Source organism: Acetobacter pasteurianus subsp. pasteurianus LMG 1262 = NBRC 106471 (assembly GCF_000285275.1).
GTDB lineage: Bacteria > Pseudomonadota > Alphaproteobacteria > Acetobacterales > Acetobacteraceae > Acetobacter > Acetobacter pasteurianus.
On the sequence record NZ_CADO01000021.1, the window covers coordinates 1 to 19163 of the forward strand.

At 56.3% G+C, this 19163-nt stretch carries 13 protein-coding genes and 1 riboswitch; of the genes, 5 read left to right on the plus strand and 8 right to left on the minus strand.

The genetic code is table 11. From position 1 onward, the window contains the following. Together APA10_RS15375 and APA10_RS05830 are read right to left on the minus strand one after the other, a co-directional pair. A partial coding sequence (locus APA10_RS15375) for a Hint domain-containing protein (protein ID WP_250698527.1) occupies positions 1-2694 on the minus strand: 2694 nt, incomplete at its 3' end. Then, on the minus strand, positions 2691-3986 hold the full coding sequence (locus APA10_RS05830) for an autotransporter strand-loop-strand O-heptosyltransferase (protein ID WP_003630127.1): 1296 nt from the start codon (positions 3984-3986) through the stop codon (positions 2691-2693). The genes APA10_RS15375 and APA10_RS05830, both read right to left, overlap by 4 nt. A 449-nt stretch (positions 3987-4435) precedes the next feature. On the opposite strand from APA10_RS05830, the gene APA10_RS05835 reads away from it, so the two are divergent. Genes APA10_RS05835 through APA10_RS05850 form a run of 4 tightly spaced genes read left to right on the plus strand, consistent with a single transcriptional unit; the run spans position 4436 to position 10081 of the window. Beyond that, positions 4436-5902 carry a sodium:solute symporter gene (locus APA10_RS05835; protein ID WP_035365953.1) on the plus strand — a complete coding sequence of 489 codons (1467 nt, stop codon included), beginning with the start codon at positions 4436-4438 and terminating at the stop codon, positions 5900-5902. A gap of 20 nt (positions 5903-5922) precedes the next feature. After that, positions 5923-6855 carry an N-acetylmuramic acid 6-phosphate etherase gene (locus tag APA10_RS05840; RefSeq protein ID WP_003630125.1) on the plus strand — a complete coding sequence of 311 codons (933 nt, stop codon included), beginning with the start codon at positions 5923-5925 and terminating at the stop codon, positions 6853-6855. Then, positions 6855-7841 carry an N-acetylglucosamine kinase gene (locus APA10_RS05845; protein ID WP_003630124.1) on the plus strand — a complete coding sequence of 329 codons (987 nt, stop codon included), beginning with the start codon at positions 6855-6857 and terminating at the stop codon, positions 7839-7841. Before APA10_RS05840 ends, APA10_RS05845 begins: the two co-directional genes overlap by 1 nt. Continuing rightward, a complete protein-coding gene (locus tag APA10_RS05850; RefSeq protein WP_003630122.1) occupies positions 7838-10081 on the plus strand; it encodes a beta-N-acetylhexosaminidase in 2244 nt (747 codons plus the stop codon). Before APA10_RS05845 ends, APA10_RS05850 begins: the two co-directional genes overlap by 4 nt. A 27-nt stretch (positions 10082-10108) precedes the next feature. On the opposite strand, the gene APA10_RS05855 is transcribed toward APA10_RS05850, so the two are convergent. The 6 genes from APA10_RS05855 to APA10_RS05885 form a co-directional block, all read right to left on the minus strand. Then, entirely contained in the window at positions 10109-10861 is a 753-nt protein-coding gene (locus APA10_RS05855) for an ABC transporter ATP-binding protein (protein WP_003630120.1), read from the minus strand. Continuing rightward, positions 10855-11868: a FecCD family ABC transporter permease gene (locus APA10_RS05860; protein WP_035367356.1), complete on the minus strand. Its 1014-nt coding sequence runs from the start codon at positions 11866-11868 to the stop codon at positions 10855-10857. The genes APA10_RS05855 and APA10_RS05860 overlap by 7 nt, the downstream gene beginning before the upstream one ends. After that, on the minus strand, positions 11865-12776 hold the full coding sequence (locus tag APA10_RS05865; protein ID WP_003630118.1) for an ABC transporter substrate-binding protein: 912 nt from the start codon (positions 12774-12776) through the stop codon (positions 11865-11867). The genes APA10_RS05860 and APA10_RS05865 overlap by 4 nt, the downstream gene beginning before the upstream one ends. Next, complete coding sequence (locus tag APA10_RS05870) at positions 12776-14935, minus strand: TonB-dependent receptor plug domain-containing protein (protein ID WP_003630114.1); 2160 nt, start codon at positions 14933-14935, stop codon at positions 12776-12778. Before APA10_RS05870 ends, APA10_RS05865 begins: the two co-directional genes overlap by 1 nt. A gap of 135 nt (positions 14936-15070) precedes the next feature. Next, positions 15071-15302: riboswitch (cobalamin riboswitch) on the minus strand. Positions 15303-15354: 52 nt separating this feature from the next. Beyond that, complete coding sequence (locus APA10_RS05880; RefSeq protein ID WP_003630111.1) at positions 15355-17067, minus strand: Na+/H+ antiporter; 1713 nt, start codon at positions 17065-17067, stop codon at positions 15355-15357. 65 nt (positions 17068-17132) lie between these two features. Beyond that, positions 17133-18056, minus strand: coding sequence for a LysR family transcriptional regulator (locus tag APA10_RS05885; protein ID WP_003630110.1), 924 nt, complete (start codon positions 18054-18056; stop codon positions 17133-17135). 157 nt (positions 18057-18213) lie between these two features. On the opposite strand from APA10_RS05885, the gene APA10_RS05890 reads away from it, so the two are divergent. Next, on the plus strand, positions 18214-18987 hold the full coding sequence (locus APA10_RS05890) for an SDR family oxidoreductase (RefSeq protein WP_003630108.1): 774 nt from the start codon (positions 18214-18216) through the stop codon (positions 18985-18987). Positions 18988-19163 lie beyond the last annotated feature (176 nt).

Here is a 19163-nt window from a genome sequence, read left to right on the forward strand (position 1 = left end):
GCCTTCGGGCTTTTCGGCCTGAAGATGCGCTGTAATGGGATACAGCTTTTTGGCGGTGATAAAATGCACATCTGCCACAGCCACACCCATCTGGCGGCGGTCATCCACAAACGGGCCGATAACATCTGCCGGGCGGCTGGCGCGGGAAACAATGCGCACAGACTGCGTATTGGCGGGCAGCATAAAGCTGTAATGCTGGCCTTCATGCCTTACCGGGCGCACAACTGCCCCAGCCTGCGTAACCAGATGCAGGTTAGGATCTGCCACAACAACACCCTGTTCTGTTGGCACATTATGCCCAACCATACTGTTGCCGCGTGCTTCCAGCTTGTGGAACAGAGGTTCAACACAAGCGCGGTCCACACAAAGCGGTGCGCCTGCATCTTCTACCCAGCTCTGCACTGCGCCACGTAGCGTTGCAACCTTACCTTCCTGACGGAAAGCGCGGCGGTTACCGGTATCCAAGTAGCTTTCTGTCAGCATGCCATCAGCCGTGATGACGGAATGCTGGTCTGTTTCCACATGATAGTAATCGTAAGAGGTAATGGATTTATCATAGAAAATGGAAAAACCATTTACCAGCATACGAGCCGGTACAAACTTACCCTCAAAGCACAGGCAATGTTCTGCGGTAATCAGCATATCCTTGTAAGGCACGCCATCTGAAATGGCATTTTTAAGGATGCGCACAGGGTATCCGGCCTCATCATCCGGCAAACCAGCCCGCACTTTAGCATGCGCCTTGCCAACCCATACAACCGGGCGGGTCACTTCCCTATCATGTTCCCAATCGAACGTAACAAGCTGATCACCAATCTGGATATCTTCTACCGCAACATCACCATTGGGCGTGCAGATCATGCTGCCAGTCAGGAAGCAGGTAATGATTGTACCACCCTGCCCATCATTAATTATGCTGAAACCTGTTGTTTCAACATTCGGTATGTTCAGTGTGATAGTGTGTTTGTTTGCTAGCGTGAATGTAACGGAGTTTCCGTCATTTCCATATATAGGGGTTTTATCTGCGCCATCAAACGTAACATATTGCAGATCAATCTGGCTGTCTTTGGTCCAATTGTTAATAGTCGTATTAACAGTTGTATCCGTATCAATATCTATACCAGTAATTGTTAAACCACTTGTATAGCCATCTCCCAGATCAACAGTACCCCCTGTAGTGCCCGTGATGGAAGCCGTGGCACCACTTGAGAGTGTGAGTGTGTCGGTTAATGTTGCGCCGGTATTAAAATTAACCGTGCCGCCGGATGAAACAGTGACATCAGCAACAGATCCGCCCGTAATAGCTCCGGAACCACCAGAAGTAATGTTGATATCGGAAACAGTTCCGCCGCTTACATTGGCATGTCCGTTATTGTTAATGGTAACAGTACCGCTAACTGTGCCAGCAGAAACAGTCATTGTGGCGCCACTCTGGAACATGCCACCAGAGAGTGTGCCGCCGCTCATTGTAATACCACCGCCTGTTGCGGAAAGGTTATTTACAGTGCCGCTAATAAGGGTGACGTTACCGTAATCGTGCGTTGTGGCATCTGTAACCGTGCCGCCATTAACCGTAATGGTACCTTGCGTGCCGTAATCAGTACCTGAAGCAGTTACGCCAGAAGCTACCCCGCCATCATGAACTTTGATTTCTCCGTTGTAGATTGATCCACCAGAGAAGGTTCCATAAACATCAGTATACCCGGCATCAACCGTGGTATTTGCGGCAGAACCACCAGCAGAGATCCACAGGCTGCCTGACGTTGCGCTCATGCCGGAAATAACACCGCCAGCAGAAACAATTATCTGCCCACCATCCGTAAGCGTTCCGCCGGAAACAACACCCTCTACAAAAACACCACCACCATCAATGGTGTTTCCGTAAGCACTTGCATTGCTATTTACATACAATGATGCACTTGTACCGTTAACGGTAGTGGTAGTAGCCGTTCCGCCATCAAGAACAGTCAACTTTCCATCGTTTAGTGTTGTGTCGGTAACATTGCCCCAGGCAGACATGTCACCACCAGCATTGACTGTGGTGGCTGTTGCAGTCTGGCCAGCGGAGACCTGAAATTCACCACCAGCATTGACTGTTGTATCCGTCGCACTTGCTGCGCCAAGATTCCCAACAATAGTAACGCTGCCGCCACTTCCTGCAATAGCAGAAACAACACTTCCTTGTTCTGCCTTAATTGTACCGCCAGAGCTGGCTGTAACATTACTCAGAACAGCAGTGCTACCTTTAGCGTCAATCATGCCCCCAGACGTAGCAGTGCCACCATCTACCGTACCGCCAGAGATAATAAGGTAGCCTTTACCGTTAACATTATCGGCATTATCAACGGTTGGATCTGTAATTTTATCAACATACCCGGAAGCATATCCGCCGGATATGACCAGCCCGGTAATATCACCTGCTGAATTAAAATTAATTGTTCCGCCATCAATAGAACTCAAGTTATTAATGGATACACCATCGTTAACATTAATTGTTCCACCGGCTACATTTCTGTTTTCATCCATGCTTGCAAGATCACCAATAGCGGCGATGTCGGAGACGACTGCACCCGCACTAATGGTAATGCTATCTGTGCCTGTAACGTAGGAATCCGTAATAGAGCTCCCATTTGCAGCATCAGTGCCATATGTTGGCGTTCCAGTTACCTGCGTCTTGTCCGTGCTAATACTCATAATAATTTACCTTTTTGTGCTTGGACTTTTTTGCACTGCTCAATCACCTGTTTTGCCGTGATCAGTTGGGTGCATTCGAACTGTCTCGGCGTTCCTGCATGACGCGGACACCACAGGAAATCCTGGTGATTGAAGCGCTCTTTGGGGTCATTCCAGCACGAATTGCAGGTGTGCCAGTTTATGACCCGATAAGGCGTATAAAACTCAGTAGTGGGGTGGCTGAAACCAGCGATCATGACCACCGGTGTGCCGGCTGACCACGCAAGCCATGACAGGCCAGAACCAAGGCCAATAAAAAACGCGGCATGCTTGAGCCAACGGGCACGTTCTGCCAACGGGCGGTTGCCTGTCTGGTCTTCCACCCCATAGGGAATGTGGTTCCAGACAATACCTGTGCCGTGGACCTTTTCCCGATCAATGCAGATAACCCGATAGCCCTGCGCCTTTAGCCAGGAAACAACTTCCCCCCACCCATTCGGATTATTCCAGTATTTGGCCTGAGATGAAGCCTGCGCAGCAATACAGACATAAGGCTCTGCAATAGGCCGACCTTCATCCGGAAAGCTGAGACGCGCTGGTTCTTCATCCGGGCTCACACCCAAGATGTAAGCTGCTGTTTTATGCAGCCCCACCAGCCTGAAATCTGTGGGTTGCCAATCACAGGCTACATCATCAAAAAACAGGCCCAGATAATAGGTAGCGTAAGCGTTTTGCGTGAGCGCTTGCTGCGTGACCTCTTCTGGCGTGAAAAATTCAATATCTGGATACGCCTCTTTAAAAAGAGGTCTGATCAGATCTGAAAGAGCGCAGGTTACACGGGCCTGATGCTTGGCTGCAAAGCGGGCCGCATATGGCATCCATGCCAGGGTATCCCCCAACGTGCCAACCGGGAAAAGAATGAGAACGTTTTGCCCCGTCACATCCATTTCATGCGAGAAAACAAGCTGTTCTTCGGGCTGTGTTTCTTTCCAAACCTGTATGCCAAAACGCACAAACCAACGTTTGGCAGAACGGACAAAGGCATCTTCCAGGCCACCTTTTTCAAAAAGGATATTGCCCGTATCCAAATCCGTTAAACGGATATGCCATGTTCCGTTATCGGGTTTGGGCAACAAAACCCGGCAGCCCTCATTAAAATCATACAGAATGCCTTCGGGGCCTGCCTGTGTCGGGGTTGTGGCCACAGGAGGATAAGATGATTTTACTGGTTGTGGATTTTCGGCTTTTGGTGCGGAAGACGCAGTTTGCTCTGCATTGGAAATAGAAAGTGCGTTCGAATTTTCGCTCATCATAAATTATGCCTGCTTCCAAAACTGTTACGTGCACAAAAGATCTCGAAAAATCAGGCACTTCGTTAAATTATCTTTGCACCCTAGAATCTTAATTCTTGTTAGACAAACAAAAACTATAATGCAACCAAAAAACAAACACATTTCCCGATATTAATAACGTACCAAAATAGTCCAATATAACTTTGCTGTTCTTAACTAGAAAAAATAAGGACGGGTGCGTTCTGTAGTAGAATCACCTATCAACATATCACCCAAACATTACGTACAATAATGCGCAACACCCCTTGGTTTGTCCGCATGGCAGATATGGGGCCCAACATTATTGACTGCCACCACACAACAACATGCGCCTAAGCGGTTGATCTTTTATAGCGGCAAAACTACGCTTACCTTGTTTTTCCAAAACAGCTTTAGTGCAGCTACATCATGCCAAAACCTTTACGCCTGATATGACATTTGCCGATCTGCTGGTCATGCTGGCGTATCTAACTGCCCTGCCCCTTCTGGCGCTGGGGCTTGCTGGCCGCCAGACCTCCGCCACCGCATACCTTGAAGGGCATGGTGATCTGCCGTGGTGGGCGCTGTGCCTTTCCCTTGTGGCAACAGAAACCTCCACCCTTACGCTTATCAGCGTGCCGGGCATTGCCTATGGCAGCGGCATGGTTTTTGTAGGGTTGGCGCTGGGGTATCTGATAGGCCGCGCCATTGTGGCATGGAAATTTCTACCCCTTTACCAGTCCGGCAAAATGCTGAGCGCGTATGATTGGCTGGGCCAGCGCTTTGGTGCTTCCATGCAGCGCATGGCGTCCTCCACATTCCTCATCACCCGTCTGCTGGCCGAGGCGGTGCGCCTGTTTGCAGGCATGTTGCCTTTAGCCGCCATGCTGAATGCCGCACATATGGGCCTGCCCCATGCCATGCTGCTGGGCGGCATTATGCTTGTTACGCTGTTTTATACGCTGTGCGGTGGCCTGCGCGCTGTTGTGTGGTCAGACAGTATTCAGTTCGGGCTGTATCTGTTTGGCTCTGCGGCCTGCCTTGCGCTGCTATGGCACGCGGCCCCTGCTGGCGTTCTGCACACACTGCATGCTGCTGGTCGGTTTGATTTGTTTATTGGCCACACGCCACCTTTCACAAGTCCCTTTACACCTCTGGCAGCACTTTTGGGCGGCACGGTGCTTTCCGTGGCCTCCCACGGCACAGATCAGCTTATGGTGCAACGCGTGCTGGCAGCCCGCTGCCTGCGTGATGCCCGGCTGGCCCTTATGGGCAGTGCTGTGGGTGTGGGCCTTTTGTTTGCCCTGCTTTCTGGCGTGGGTGTGCTACTATGGGTGCATCATGGTGGGGCCACCTTGCATCAGGCCGGGTTTGCCACGCCGGATGCTGTGTTCCCCGCCTATATTGCGCAGGAACTGCCCTCCGGCCTGCGCGGGCTGATGCTGGCGGGTGTGCTGGCAGCCACTATGGGGTCTCTCTCCGCCACCCTTTCCGCCATGACAGCCGCCACTGTGGGAGACTTTGCAGCCCCCTGCGCATGGGCCGCCCGCAGGCTTGGCCTTTCCGGCCTTGGGTTTGCACGGGTTATCACCTTGTTCTGGGCTGGGGCGTTAGTGCTTTGCGCGGGCATGTTTGCACAGGGCAGCCAGTCTGCCGTGCTGGTGGGGCTTTCCATTGCCGCATGTGGGTATGGCCCCATGCTTGCCAGCTTTATAGCGGGCATGGCGTGGCCCGGTTTAAAAGCCCGCACCCTAGCCCCCGCCTTTGGCCTGAGTGTACCGCTTATGGTGCTGGCCATGATGTATCTGCACCCCTACGGCAAACCGCTGGCGTTTGTCTGGCTGATTGTGCTGGGCATGATCACACTGTTTGGGCTGGTCGGCCTGCGCTATGTGATGCAGAAGAAAAGTCACCGTTAGTTTTATAAAGGTTTCCGCTTATGCTCCAGCCTGCCTCTGTTCCACTTGCCCACACAGAAACGCTGGATGCCCGCTATACGGATCTGGACATATGGCCCACAGGCACGGTGTTGGAAGCCCTGCTGGAAAGCCAGCTTGGAGCCGTTGCGGCTGTAAAATCCGCCCTACCACAACTGGAAACCGCCATTACCGCCGCCGTGCCGCGGCTGGAAGCCGGAGGCCGCCTGTTTTACGTGGGGGCAGGCACATCGGGCCGCATTGGGTTGCAGGATGGGGTAGAGCTTATTCCCACCTATGGCTGGCCTGCCGAACGGCTGGTGCTGATGCTGGCGGGAGGCGATGCCGCACTGTTCAACCCCGTGGAAGGGGCCGAGGATGATGAGGCCGAAGCCCGCCGCGCCATAAGTGCCCACACGCCCACAGCGCAGGATGTTGTGATAGGTGTGGCCGCCAGCGGTGGCACGCCTTACACCTGCGCCGCGCTGGAAACCGCGAAGGAAGCAGGCAGCCTGTGCATTGGCATGTCGTGCAGCCCCAACACACGCCTTTTGAATGCGGAATACCCGGTGCTGATCCAAACCGGGCCGGAAGTGGTGGCGGGCTCTACCCGCATGAAGGCTGGTACGGCGCAAAAAGTAACCCTCAATCTACTTTCCACCACGTTAATGATCAGATTGGGCCATACATGGCGCGGGCAGATGGTGGATATGCGCATTGTTAACGCCAAGCTGGTGCGGCGTGCACACCGCATGTTGCGCCATCTTACGGGCTGCACACAGGCACAGGCGGAAGAGGCCCTGCAACAGGCCAATGGCAGCATCAAACTGGCTGTGCTGCTACGCCACGGGCTGGATGTTACTCAGGCTCAGCAGCTTTTGGTGTTGTGTGGCGGGCATTTGCGCAAGGCTCTGGCGCGTATTGCCGCACAAACACCCACAAAGGCCCACGCCTGATGCCCGCCCAGCCCACCATTCTGGCGCTGGATGGCGGCGGCACTCATACGCGTGCGGTGGTGATAGCGCCCGATGCTACCGTGCTGGCACAGGCTACCGGCCCCGGCTGCAACCCGTTTGACAGGCCGGAATGGGCCGAAAACCTGCGCCACCTTTTAGAGCAGATGCCCCGCGCCACGTTGCAATCCGCCGTGCTGGGCATGGCAGGGTATGATGCCGCACGCCCTTCCTCCGCCCAGCAGGAACAGGTGGCGCGCGCTGCCCTTGGCCCTGATGTGCGGCTGTGGCTGGAAAACGATGTAGAAACCGCACATCGCGCTGCCTTTGCCGGGCAAGCCGGTGTGTTTGTGCTGGCGGGCACGGGGTCTGTCGCCATGGCAGTGGGCGCAAACGGGCAAACAGCACGCGCTGGTGGCTGGGGCTGGCTTTTGGGGGATGAAGGCGGCGGATACTGGATAGGCCGCAAAGCCTTAGGCTATGCCACGCGGTATCTGGATGATCCTTCCGTGCCCTTTGCTGCTTTTGCACAGGAACTGCTGCACAGCCTGAACCTGCCCACCACAGGCCCCACCGCGCCAGATGCCCTGCGGGAATGGCTGCGCACCTGCACGCACCCGCGCTCCGCCGTGGGCGATGTAGCAGCAACCGTGCACACACTGGCCCTAAATGAAGACACATATGCCATAGCCCTGCTGCGTGCCGCTGGCGGACATCTGGCAGAACTGGCCCATACAACTACCAAACAGGTGAGCAACCTGCCACCTTCTCCCCTGCCCTTGGCATGGAGTTACGGCGGCAGCGTGATGCACAACCCCGTTGTGCTGCAAACCGTGACATCCCTGTTGGGGGCAGAACCGCACCCAGCCACACTGCCCCCTATTGGTGGGGCTGTATTAAAAGCAGCAGAACTGGCCGGATGGCACACTGATGCCACATGGATCTGCCAACTTGCCCGCAATCTCACGCATGGAAAGGCGATTGCATGATAAAGGGGTTTTCCATCCGCACTGGTTTACGTGTTCTGGCCGCCGGGTGCGCCATAGGTGTGCTGGCAGGTTTTAGCGCATATCCTGCCCCTGCCAAAGCAGATACCACACCGCCCGCAGCGTTTAATGCGCCACGGCCGCCGGTTATCATGCCCGCACCCAGCACCCTGCAAACGGATGGATCTGCCTTTGCCCTGCCTGCCAACTGGCAGGTTATCTGGCAAAACCCACCTACCCCGCTTTTAACCCGTGCCACACAACGCTTTGCAAACCGCATGAGCATAGTGGCCGGGCAGGCTGTTACACTCGAAAATGCGGGAAAGGACAAAGACACTTTCCCCCTCCACATCCAGTATGCGCGTGAGGCCACGTTCCCCGCCCCCACCATGCGGGAGGATTATACGCTGGATGTGGGGCCAGATGGCATAACCCTCACCGCGCAAGGCCCTGCCGGTGTGCTGCACGGCTTGGCCAGCATTGTGCAGCTTGTGCGGCGCGAGGCCACAGGCCCCGTTATGGCGCAGGCGCATATTCAGGATAGTCCGCGTTTTGCATGGCGTGGGCTGATGCTGGATGTCAGCCGTCATTTCATGTCCATCCCCACCATTGAGCGGCAGCTTGATGCCATGGAAATGGTAAAACTGAATGTGCTGCACCTGCATCTTTCAGATGGTGCGGCGTTTCGGGTAGAAAGCAGGCATTACCCGCGCCTGCAAAAAATCAGCAGCCACGGGCAGTATTACACGCAGGCCGAAATCCGTAATCTGGTGCAATATGCGGCAGACAGGGGCGTGCGCATTGTGCCGGAGTTTGATACGCCGGGGCACAGCTTTGCCATGCTGCTGGCCTACCCTCAATACGCCTCTGTCCTGCCCATGAACACGACAGACCGGGCCGAGATCAACCGCGCAGCGCTGGACCCCACAAACCCCGCCACCTATACTTTTGTGCGCGGCCTGTATGCTGAAATGTCCGCCCTGTTTCCGGACCCCGTGTTCCATATTGGTGGGGATGAGGTGGTGGCCAAACAGTGGACACTCACACCCCGCATTGCGCACTACATGCAGGCACATCATTTTGCCACACCGGCTGATCTGCAAGCCAGTTTTACAAACCGCGTAGCCCAAATGCTCAAAGCCGATGGCAAAACCGTTATGGGGTGGGATGAGATATTGGCCGCCAGCGTGCCGCCCCACACCATTATAGAAAGCTGGCGCGGCCCAGCCAACACGGCAAAAGCAGCAGAGGCAGGTTTGCCGGTGGTGGTTTCCGGCCCTTATTATCTGGACAGGCTGCTCCCGGCCTCCGCCTATTATGAGACAGACCCGCTAGACACCCGCAAGGATGCCGCAGAGGCACAGGCCGCAGCCCAAACAACCGGCCCCGGCGGCACCATTGCCACCCCAACAGACACCAAGCCCGAAGCCCCCGTGCCCCCTTTAACCAAGCAGCAGAAAACCCTGATACTGGGAGCCGAAGGTGCGTTGTGGACAGAAGTGGTGGATGAATACATGCTGGATGTCCGCCTATGGCCCCGCATGGCCGCTGTGGCGGAGCGTTTTTGGTCCACCCCACAAAACTGCGTGCCCCAAACCCTGTATGGCAGGCTGGCCGTAACGCAAGACAAGCTGGACCTTCTGGGCCTGAAAAGCCAGGAAGATGCCAATGCCCTGCTAGAGCGTCTGGCAGCGGGTGAAACACAGGCCCCGCATGTGCTGCTGAGTGCTGTTTCCCCTATTCGCAATTACGCCCATAACCACGAATTTTTACAAATTCGCCATAAGCAGACAGCCACGGAGCAGGATTTAAACACCCCGGCAGATATTGCCAGACCGGATAGCTTTGAGGCTGAAAAGTTTAATGCAGAAGCAGTGGCTTTTGTAAACGGCAAGGTGGAATTGCGGCCGGAACTAGAGCGGCAGCTCACAATCTGGGCGGATAATGATGCCGCGTTTAATCAGGTTGCAGCCCGCCATGCTGCCCTTACGCCCGCACTGGCAGCATCTGCCCGTCTGGCCGCTTTGGCGCGTGCCGGGCTGGCGGCACTGGGTGCAGAGCGCACCTCCGGGTGGCGCGAACAGGCGCGGGAAACACTGGATGCCGCACGCAAGGACATTGCAGCATCTTCCTCCATCCATGTTGTCACCAACACGCCCCAACCTGCGGGGGATCTCATCCAGCGCATTGTGCCGGGTGTGGAAGCACTTGTAACGCGTGAGGGCGGATTAACCCTGCCCTGATCACATATTTTGCAAATACTACCTTGGTTATGCCGTGCATAAATCCCACGGCACAACAGCGTCTTCTACCCGCCGAGTGGTTACACCATAAGTTTGGCGCACCATCTCATCCGTTAAACTGGCGGGCGGGATGGTGTGGCGTATACGCCCCTGCTGCATCAGCACAAGTGTTTTGCAAAAACGTGTAGCCAGCAGCAGATCATGCAGCACCACCACAACACACGTGCCCTGTGCTGCCAGTTTGCAAAACACCTGTATAACGGCCAAGGCATGTGCCGGGTCCAGTGCTGCTACGGGTTCATCCGCCAGCAAGATGGGGGCCTGCACGGCCAAGGCACGCGCCAGCATCAGCCGTGCACGCTCCCCGCCAGAAAGCTGGCTGGCCGGGCGCTCTGCCAAATCCTGCAACCCCACTTCTGCCAAGGCCTGCGCCACCGCCGGATGATGCAAGGCTTGCGCTGAAGATTCCCCATAGGGCAGACGCCCCAGTGATGCCACCTCCCGCACTGGCATGGGCGGAAACGGTGGCACATCTTGGGGCATATACGCCATAAGCCGCGCGCGCTGGGCCAGTGTAAGCTGCTGCAACGGTGTGCCATCACACTCCACCTGCCCCTGCGTGGCGGGCAGCAACCCGGCCATAATGCGCAACAATGTGCTTTTGCCTGCACCATTGGGGCCTATAAGCGCCGTCACACTCCCGGCTTCAAACCGCACGCTGGCGGATTGAAGAAGCTGCGCACCTTCTATGCTGAAGCCAACATTCTGCACATTCAGCATGACAGCATATTCCGTTTTCTAAACAGGATCACACGGTGGAAGAACACAGGCGCACCCACCAAAGCCGTAACCACGCCCAACTGTAACTCCGTGCGCCCGGCCATTAACCGCACGGCCAGATCTGCCGCCAACAAAAGTGCCGCACCGCCCAAAAAGGCTGGTACCATAAGCCGAGATGGCCGATGCCCCGCCAAAGGCCGCAACAAATGCGGCACCACCAGCCCCACAAACCCGATAGCGCCAGAAACCGCAACACAGGACCCCACAGCCAAGGCTGTGCCCACAACCACGCGCATTTGCACGCCCCTTACACCACCCAGCTGAAAGCCGAGGCTCTGGGCAACGTCTTCACCCATTGTCAGGGCATCCAGCGCACGGCCACAGTCCATAAGTAGGGCACAGCCCGCCACCACACCGGGCAAGGCCAGTAGCACATCATTTAATGTGCGATCTGTTAAAGACCCCATAAGCCAATGCATGATTTCAAACGTGGCATAGGGGCTGGGCACCAGATTGAGCACCAGTGCCGTAAGGGCAGCGGTAAAACTGCTAACGGCCGCACCGGCCAGCAGCAGCACCAAAGCCCCCCCACGCCCTACCAACGCCACCAGCAACATGGCTGTTACCAGCGCACCGGCCAAACCGCCCAGCGGCAGCAAAGCCGAGGCAATTTGAAAAAGCCCTGTATAAAACACGCACACAGCCCCAAGGGCCGCTCCGCCAGAAACACCTAAAAGGCCCGGATCAGCCAGCGGGTTGCGCAAATAGCCTTGCAGCACCGCACCACTTAGCCCCAACGTGCCGCCGACCATAAGGGCCAGCAACATACGCGGCAGGCGCAACTGCCCCATAATCACCGCGCCTATGGAATGGGCACCGGCCCACCAATCTGCCAAAGCCGCAGGCACGTTAATGCTGCTTTCCCCCCACCACAGAGAGGCCATAGCCATAACAGCCACCAGCAACGCCAGCAGGGTGTTCGGCACAACGGGGCGCAGGGGCTTCATGGTTGGGTCTCCTTTACCTTGGGCTGTGCGATGGGATTATCTGAAACATGCCTTGCAGCATCAGCCACAACACCATCCCGCGCATGGCGCAATGTGGCAACGGCATCCAGCGTTTGCGGCAACCCACAGAGCCACAGACGGGCGGGCACATCCACAACATGTGGCGGTGCAAACATGGCCAGCATAACCGGGTTGGACAGCATGGCCTGTGCAAGGGAATGGCCGGGGCCGGAGGGGTCTCTTACCAATAAATCCGGGTGATAGGCCAAAAGCACCTCTAGCGGCACGCGCCCACCCAAAGGGGGTGTGCCTGCCGTGGTGGCAAAGTTGCGCAAACCGGCATGGGCCAGCACATCATCTGGCAGACTATGAGCGTGCACCACAAAACCATTGGCCTCATACACCACGGCTATGGGGTCTGATACCTGGCGGGTTGTGGCTATTTCTGCCAACCTTGCCTGAAACGCCGCCACAAGCTGCCGCCCACGTTCCGGTTGCCCCACCGCATTGGCAACTTGCATGATCTGGTCTGGAATATCCGCCAAGGAGGATGCAGGTGGCAACGTAAGCACCTTGGCCCCTACCTCCTTGGCGGCACGCACAGCCAAGCGTGCCGTAAAGCGGCCTGCCAGCACCACATCCGGCTTGGCGGCCAGCACTGTTTCTGCGGTGGATTGCAACACAGGCACATCCTGCGCCTGCTGGCACAACACAGATTCCGTACAATCCCGCGCAAGGGTAGATACGCCTATAATATCCTTATGGTCTGCCAGCATAAGGGCAAGCTGATCTGTGCACAGGTTGAGCGATGCCACACGCTCCGCCCGTGCCGTGCCGGATGCAGGCACCGCAAGGGCTGCACCCAATGCACACACAACCACCCGGCGAAGGAAAACGGAAAAGCCCATCAGTAATTCAGCGTAAAGCCGCCATAGCCTGCGCGGCCGGGCTGAAGGTAGCCTATGGGGCTTTCATACTGGCGGTTGAGCAGGTTATCCGCCCGCGCAAACACGGTAACATAGCGGTTGATTTTATAACTGGCCGCCAGATCTATGGTGAAATATCCGTGGTCTTTGCCGCATGTGCTGCAATACTGGTACGTATCGGAAATAACCGGCGTATCGCGCGAACCGCTGACATACAGGATATTGCCCGAAAGCGAGAGCCCATCCACCGGTTGCCATGTGGTGTTGAAGTTGAACTTGTGCTGCGGGCGGCGCTGGAGGGCTTGGCCGGTAGAGGCATCTCGCGCGTGGGTCCAGGTATAGTTCAGGTTGAAATCCAGCGTATCCAGCGCTTTCCAGTCCAGATACGCTTCTACGCCATACATGCGCGCACGGGCCACGTTATTGTAGGAATAGGTGGAATAGTAGTTTTCGTAAGAGCTGACGGACTGGATAAGATTGCGCACGTGGTTTTCATACCATGTGGCCCCAAAATGCAGTTTATCATGCGCCAGTGTTTGTTCCACGCCCACATCATACCCTATCAGGCGTTCGGCCCGCAGGTTGGGGTTACCCTTTTCCGCATAGCTGGTGGAAATCTGGTTGGCAAAAAGCTGATACAATGAAGGACCATGAAAGCCGCTACCCGCACTGGCCTTGATAACCGTGCCGCTGTGCGGAATATGAATGGCCGGAGCCACGCGCCACGTCACGTAATTGCCGTAGCGGGAATTGGCATCATACCGGATATTGGCCGCGCCATATAAAATCTTGTTCCAGTTGCCCTGATACTGCCCGTAGCCCGCTGTGGTATCCATGCCCGCACTGGTGCTGAACGGTGTGGAAGATGCTGCACTCCCCCCTTGGCTGGAATTGAACGTATCATGAAAATGCTCTGCCCCCACAAGCAGAGATCCGTATTTGTCCAGATTAACAGTGCCATGCCAATCTATTTTAATGCGGCTGGTGCGGTAGTATGTGGGGTCATACTGCAAGGCATCGCCTTCCAGCGTGGTGCCGGTTTCTGTCCAGCTTCTGCGGCTTGTCATATACCCCAGACCAATCACCTGATCGAACCTGCCCCCGAATGAGGACAGATGCGCCGTGCCCCGCACAATGGCCTGATTTTGCGTGGTGTGTTCACGCTCGCTTCCCACATCACCATAATATCCTAGGCGGCTGTAATATTCATCTTCCATATTATAGGCGCTGTAGGTGTGCAGGTTGCTCTGAATCAGCCGAGCCGTGAGCCCCAGATCAAAATTATGGGTAACATCATAGCCCAAGCGAATGTTGGCAGAGCGATTATCGTTTCTGTCCCCCCGGTGGCGCTGTTCCTTGTTCGCGCCAAAATAGCGGCCGATATAGCGCGGAATTTCATGAAAACCATCCTGCCGGTAATGGGAAAGCTCAACATTGTAATGGAACTTTCCCTTACTGCCGCGCGCGCCCATAACCTGATTGAACGTGCCGTAAGACCCACCTTCCACCCGCACAAAAGGCGTAAACCTGCCCTGCCCCTGTGCTGTGGTAATATCTATAACCCCGGCCATGGCATCGGCCCCGTACAGGCCGCTTTGTGGCCCGCGCAGAATTTCTATGCGGCCCATGCCATCGGTTACAAACTGTGCGGCATCAAACGCACCAGAGGTGGAACTGCCATCGTTAATATCCATGCCATCCAGCCGCACTTTCACCTCGTTGGCATTGTTGCCACGCATGAAAATGGAGGTAGTGCCGCCAAAGCCGCCAGAGCGCACCACATTCAACCCCGGTTGACGGGCCAGAATATCTGTAAGCGTACGGCGCTGCTGGGTGAGGATCTGCTTTTCTGTCACGATCGTCATGGCCGTGCCAATTTCATCCGCCCGCATGGGGTGGCGTGCCGCGCTTACCGTAACGTAATCCGGGTAAGCCTGTGTGCTGCGGGCCTGCACAGCCTGCGTGCCCTCCGCCCCGGTAGAAACAGGCGCATTTTGCGCCGGAGCGGTGGAAGCCACTTTGGCAGCAACAGTGTTTTTACCCGTTGATGTGGTGGGGTTTGCAACATCTGCGGCCATAGCAGCAGTGGTTTCTACCAGCAGCAGGGAAGAGCCAGTAAGCAAAAGAGTTTTTAGGCGCATGGGTTAAGGCAATCTCGCGGTTTAACAGCGTTGCCACGAGACTTGGCCCGGCTTTTTCCACCACAGGGCACAAACCACCCCATTGGCTGACCGCTTGCCCAGCCTGCCAGCACACCCCGGCTGACATGCCCCGTCTGCAACTGTGTGCTGATGGCAGGTCTCCTGGCTTGCGGTTTTTCGGTTGTGGCACCCCTTCCCGGAAAGGTTTGTTCCAGTGGGCCAGCGCTTGGCGCTGTGCGTGCACATCCATGCCGCTTACAGTTGCGGGGACAGCCCGGGAATATCGCAAAACCATTGCAGGCAATGGCGCGGGCACCCGGTTCCCTTTTCATTCCCTTAGGGGGAAACCATCATGCGGTGTGGTTTACAGGCTGGGGGTGGCTTGTCAACAAAAGCACACCCCAGCGCGGCGGCTGGCTTTAGGCTTCACGCGGGAGGCGCTGGGACTGGGAGCGAATAACCTGCTCCTCATAATCCAGTTCCTGCTGGAGCTTCCATTCTGTCTGGTCGTTGATCTCGCTGCGTGATGTCATATCCCGCATGGCCTGCCGTTCGGCCCGTAGCAATTGCAGGCGCAGCGCCAGTTCCATACGGGCATGGCGTAGGGCGCGGCTGCGGTCTAGCGGCGTGATGCGCGGCGTTTCGTCCTCTTCTTCCAAACGGCTGTGATAAAGCTGGTACAGGCGGTCTATCACCTCCTGGCGCAGGGCTTCATCTGCGGCACTTTGCCCCTCCGGCTTGGCAAGTGCTGTGCCTTTTGGGGTGGGGACTGCCGGTTGCGCCCGCGCTTTTGTCAGCACCGCAAGGGCTGCGCGTATCAGCTTCTGGCGGGCCATGTTTTCTTCCTGCGCGTTCTTGTCCACCGTTTCCTGCGGCAAAAAGCGCAGGCACAGCGGGATGAACACGCTGGCCGCCAACAGGGAAAGAACAATTACGCCTGTAGCGGCCACCACCACGGCATCGCGCATAGGAAAGGCATCCGTGCCATCTGTGCCTTCTGGCAGGGAAAGCACAGCCGCCAGCGTAACAGCCCCACGCACGCCAGCGAATGTCAGCAACATGCTGCCTGCAAAACCTGTGGGTTCAAACGGCAGGCTGCCAATGCGCGCCACCACCCAACGGCCAAAAACGGATGTCCATACACCTGCAAAGCGCATGGCCAGCATGATGGCGTATATCTGCACCACAAACAGGCCAACCTGCCACAAGGCCACATCGTATTTATGGCCCAGCGCCACGCCATGTTGCAGCAGTTCTGGCAACTGCATGCCCAGAAACAAAAAGATAAGCGCGTTAAAAACGTAGCTGACAATGTTCCAGACCGTTGTGGCCTGCAGGCGTGTAAACGTGGCGGTGTCCTCTATCATGCCGGAAAGTTTGAGCACCATGCAGCCTGCCACGGCGGCCAGAATGCCCGAACATTCAACCGCTTCTGCCGCGGCGTACATTAAAAACGGCAAGAGCAGCACAAAGATGATCTGGGATTGCGGATCATCATACCCACGGCGCACCAGCACGCGGTTGAGCTTAACAGCCAGCCATGCCACCGCAGCGCCCACCAGCAGGCCACCCAGCGCCACCATTAGGAAGGTGCCAAAAGCCTGCCTGTAGGAGAACTCACCCGTAAGGGCATCGGCCATGGCAAAACGAAAGCACACAAGGCCGGAGGCATCATTAAACAGGGCCTCGCCCGATAAAATCTGCAACAGCCGGTTGGGCACCTTGCGCCCTTCAATAAGGCTGGAAACCGCCACCGTATCTGTGGGGGAAAGAGCTGCCGCCAGTGTAAAGCAGATGGGCAGGCCCAGCTCTGGCACAATCCAGTGGATGGCATAGCCACATACCAGTGTGCTGAGCACCACAAGCCCAAAGGCCAGAAACAGAATGGGGCCGCGCAGTTCTGCAAACTCACGCAAGGGCATGCGAAATGAATCTGCAAACAGCAATGGCGGCAGAAACACAAACATGAACATGTCTGGCTGCAGGCTGACATGCATGCCCGCCACCGCAGCAAACACACCCAGAACAATAAGGATAACCGGCTGCGGCACCTTCTGTTTAAACAGGGCAACAAGCAGGCTGCTGACTGCCGCCAGCAAAAGCAGCAGCAGAATGTTTTCTATGGTCAACATGGCCTGCGCTCTTTGGGCGTGTTTAGGTGTTTATGCAACGGGCATTATGCACATACACGCTCGCTTTACGGAATGGCGGAAACAGGGCGCAAAACCTGCTGGCGCACCAGTTCTTCCAACCATGTGGCAAACACCTGCACCCGCATGGAAAGATGCCGCCTGTGTGGGTAAAGCAGCGCCATAGGCAATGGGGCCGCACGCCACTGGGGCAGTATTTCCACCAACTGGCCTGTGTGCAGGTAAGAGCGCACATCGTAAGCGGGTATCTGCATAACCCCCAGCCCGGCCAGTGTGCAGGCTATTAAGGCCTCTGCGCTGTTAACCGTTACGCGGCCCGGTACATCCAGCATGTGGGTGTGGCCGTGTTCCTCCCACTCCCACTGTTCTACCCGACCATTCTGGGGGGAGGCATAACGCACGGCCTCGTGCCCTTTCAGCAAATCTGTCGGGTATTGGGGCGTGCCGTGCTGCTTAAGATATGTGGGGCTGGCCACGTTTATGAGTTCAAGCTCCCCCATGCGGCGGGCAATCAGGCCGGAATCCTGCAAGGGGCCTACGCGCAGCACGCAATCCAACCCATCTTCCACCAAGTTTACGGCCCTGTCCGTTACCCCTAGCTCTACCGAAAGACCGGGATATGTTGCCAAAAAATCGGGCAAGGCCGGGGCTACAATCAGCCGCCCAATGCGGCCGGGCATGTTGACGCGCAGCACACCCTGCACAGCACTTTCGCTCTGGCGGAACAGGTTTTCCGCTTCCTCCACATCCGCCACAAGGCGCAGGCAGTGTTCGTAAAAGGCTGCGCCATCTGGCGTGGGGGTAACGGTGCGTGTTGTGCGCGTTAACAAGCGTGCGCCCACGCGGCTTTCTAGCTGCTGCACGGCGGCGGATACGCTGGAACGCGGCATGCCCAAGGTTTCTGCCGCATGGGTAAAACTGGCGGCCTCTACCACGCGGGCAAAAATGCGAAAAAGATCTATCCTATCCATGCGCGTTAGCCTTTTGGGCTGCCACCTGATTGTTCGGGAAATCTGGCAAGTGTTGTCAGAACAGGCAGCTTTATCCGCCTACTGTAGCTGATACGGTAGCAAGAGAAAACGGGAGCCACATCCATCGGCCCCCGATACATGCAAGGGAGCACCCAACATGGTAGACCACAGCATTAAAGGCAAAACCGTTCTGATAGCCGGTGGGGCCAAAAATCTGGGCGGGCTGATTGCGCGGGATCTGGCAGAACATGGCGCCAAGGCCATTGCCATCCATTACCATAGCGCGGCCAGCAAGCCAGAAGCCGATGCCACAGTGGCCGCTGTAAAGGCGGCAGGCGCGCAGGCTGAGGCTTTTCAGGCTGATCTGACACAACCCGGAGCAGTAGCCAAACTATTTGCAGATGCAAAAACCGCTTTTGGTGCGCCGGACATTGCCATTAACACCGTGGGCAAAGTGCTGAAAAAGCCGATTGCAGACACCACAGATGAAGAATTTGATGCCATGTTCGCCATCAACACCAAGGTGGCGTATCAGTTCATCCGTGAAGCCGGAAAACATCTGGCCGATAATGGCAAGCTGCTCACATTGGTCACATCTCTGCTGGGGGCTTACACGCCGTTCTATTCCACCTATGCGGGTTCCAAGGCTGCGGTGGAGCACTTCACCCGTGCGGCCTCCAAGGAATATGGCGCGCGTGGCATTTCTGTTAACGCCATTGGCCCCGGCCCCATGGATACGCCGTTCTTTTACGGGCAGGAAGGCGCAGATGCCGTGGCTTACCACAAAACCGCCGCGGCACTTTCTCCCTTTAGCAAAACTGGTCTGACAGACATTGAAGATATTGCACCCTATGTGCGCTTTATTGTTTCTGAAGGTTGGTGGATGACAGGCCAGACCATTTTGGTAAACGGCGGTTACACCACAAAATAAAACCGGCTTTGTGCCCGTTGCAGCACACGCCATGTGCAGGGAGGCCACGTGCAAAGCGTGGCCTCCTTTTTTGTGCCCTGCCCTCAATGCAAAGCTGTTGCGCGCGTGCAACAGCCCACAGAAAGCTGAGCAAACAGGGTTCATTCCTGTTGTAATGTTATAGTGTTACATAATAC

Coding starts and splice junctions, on each gene's coding strand:
- APA10_RS05830 (WP_003630127.1), bottom strand. CDS start 3,986: ATGATGAGCGAAAATTCGAACGCACTTTCTATTTCCAATGCAGAGCAA.
- APA10_RS05870 (WP_003630114.1), bottom strand. CDS start 14,935: ATGCGCCTAAAAACTCTTTTGCTTACTGGCTCTTCCCTGCTGCTGGTA.
- APA10_RS05890 (WP_003630108.1), top strand. CDS start 18,214: ATGGTAGACCACAGCATTAAAGGCAAAACCGTTCTGATAGCCGGTGGG.
- APA10_RS05840 (WP_003630125.1), top strand. CDS start 5,923: ATGCTCCAGCCTGCCTCTGTTCCACTTGCCCACACAGAAACGCTGGAT.
- APA10_RS05860 (WP_035367356.1), bottom strand. CDS start 11,868: ATGAAGCCCCTGCGCCCCGTTGTGCCGAACACCCTGCTGGCGTTGCTG.
- APA10_RS05865 (WP_003630118.1), bottom strand. CDS start 12,776: ATGGGCTTTTCCGTTTTCCTTCGCCGGGTGGTTGTGTGTGCATTGGGT.
- APA10_RS05850 (WP_003630122.1), top strand. CDS start 7,838: ATGATAAAGGGGTTTTCCATCCGCACTGGTTTACGTGTTCTGGCCGCC.
- APA10_RS05885 (WP_003630110.1), bottom strand. CDS start 18,056: ATGGATAGGATAGATCTTTTTCGCATTTTTGCCCGCGTGGTAGAGGCC.
- APA10_RS05845 (WP_003630124.1), top strand. CDS start 6,855: ATGCCCGCCCAGCCCACCATTCTGGCGCTGGATGGCGGCGGCACTCAT.
- APA10_RS05880 (WP_003630111.1), bottom strand. CDS start 17,067: ATGTTGACCATAGAAAACATTCTGCTGCTGCTTTTGCTGGCGGCAGTC.
- APA10_RS05855 (WP_003630120.1), bottom strand. CDS start 10,861: ATGCTGAATGTGCAGAATGTTGGCTTCAGCATAGAAGGTGCGCAGCTT.
- APA10_RS05835 (WP_035365953.1), top strand. CDS start 4,436: ATGACATTTGCCGATCTGCTGGTCATGCTGGCGTATCTAACTGCCCTG.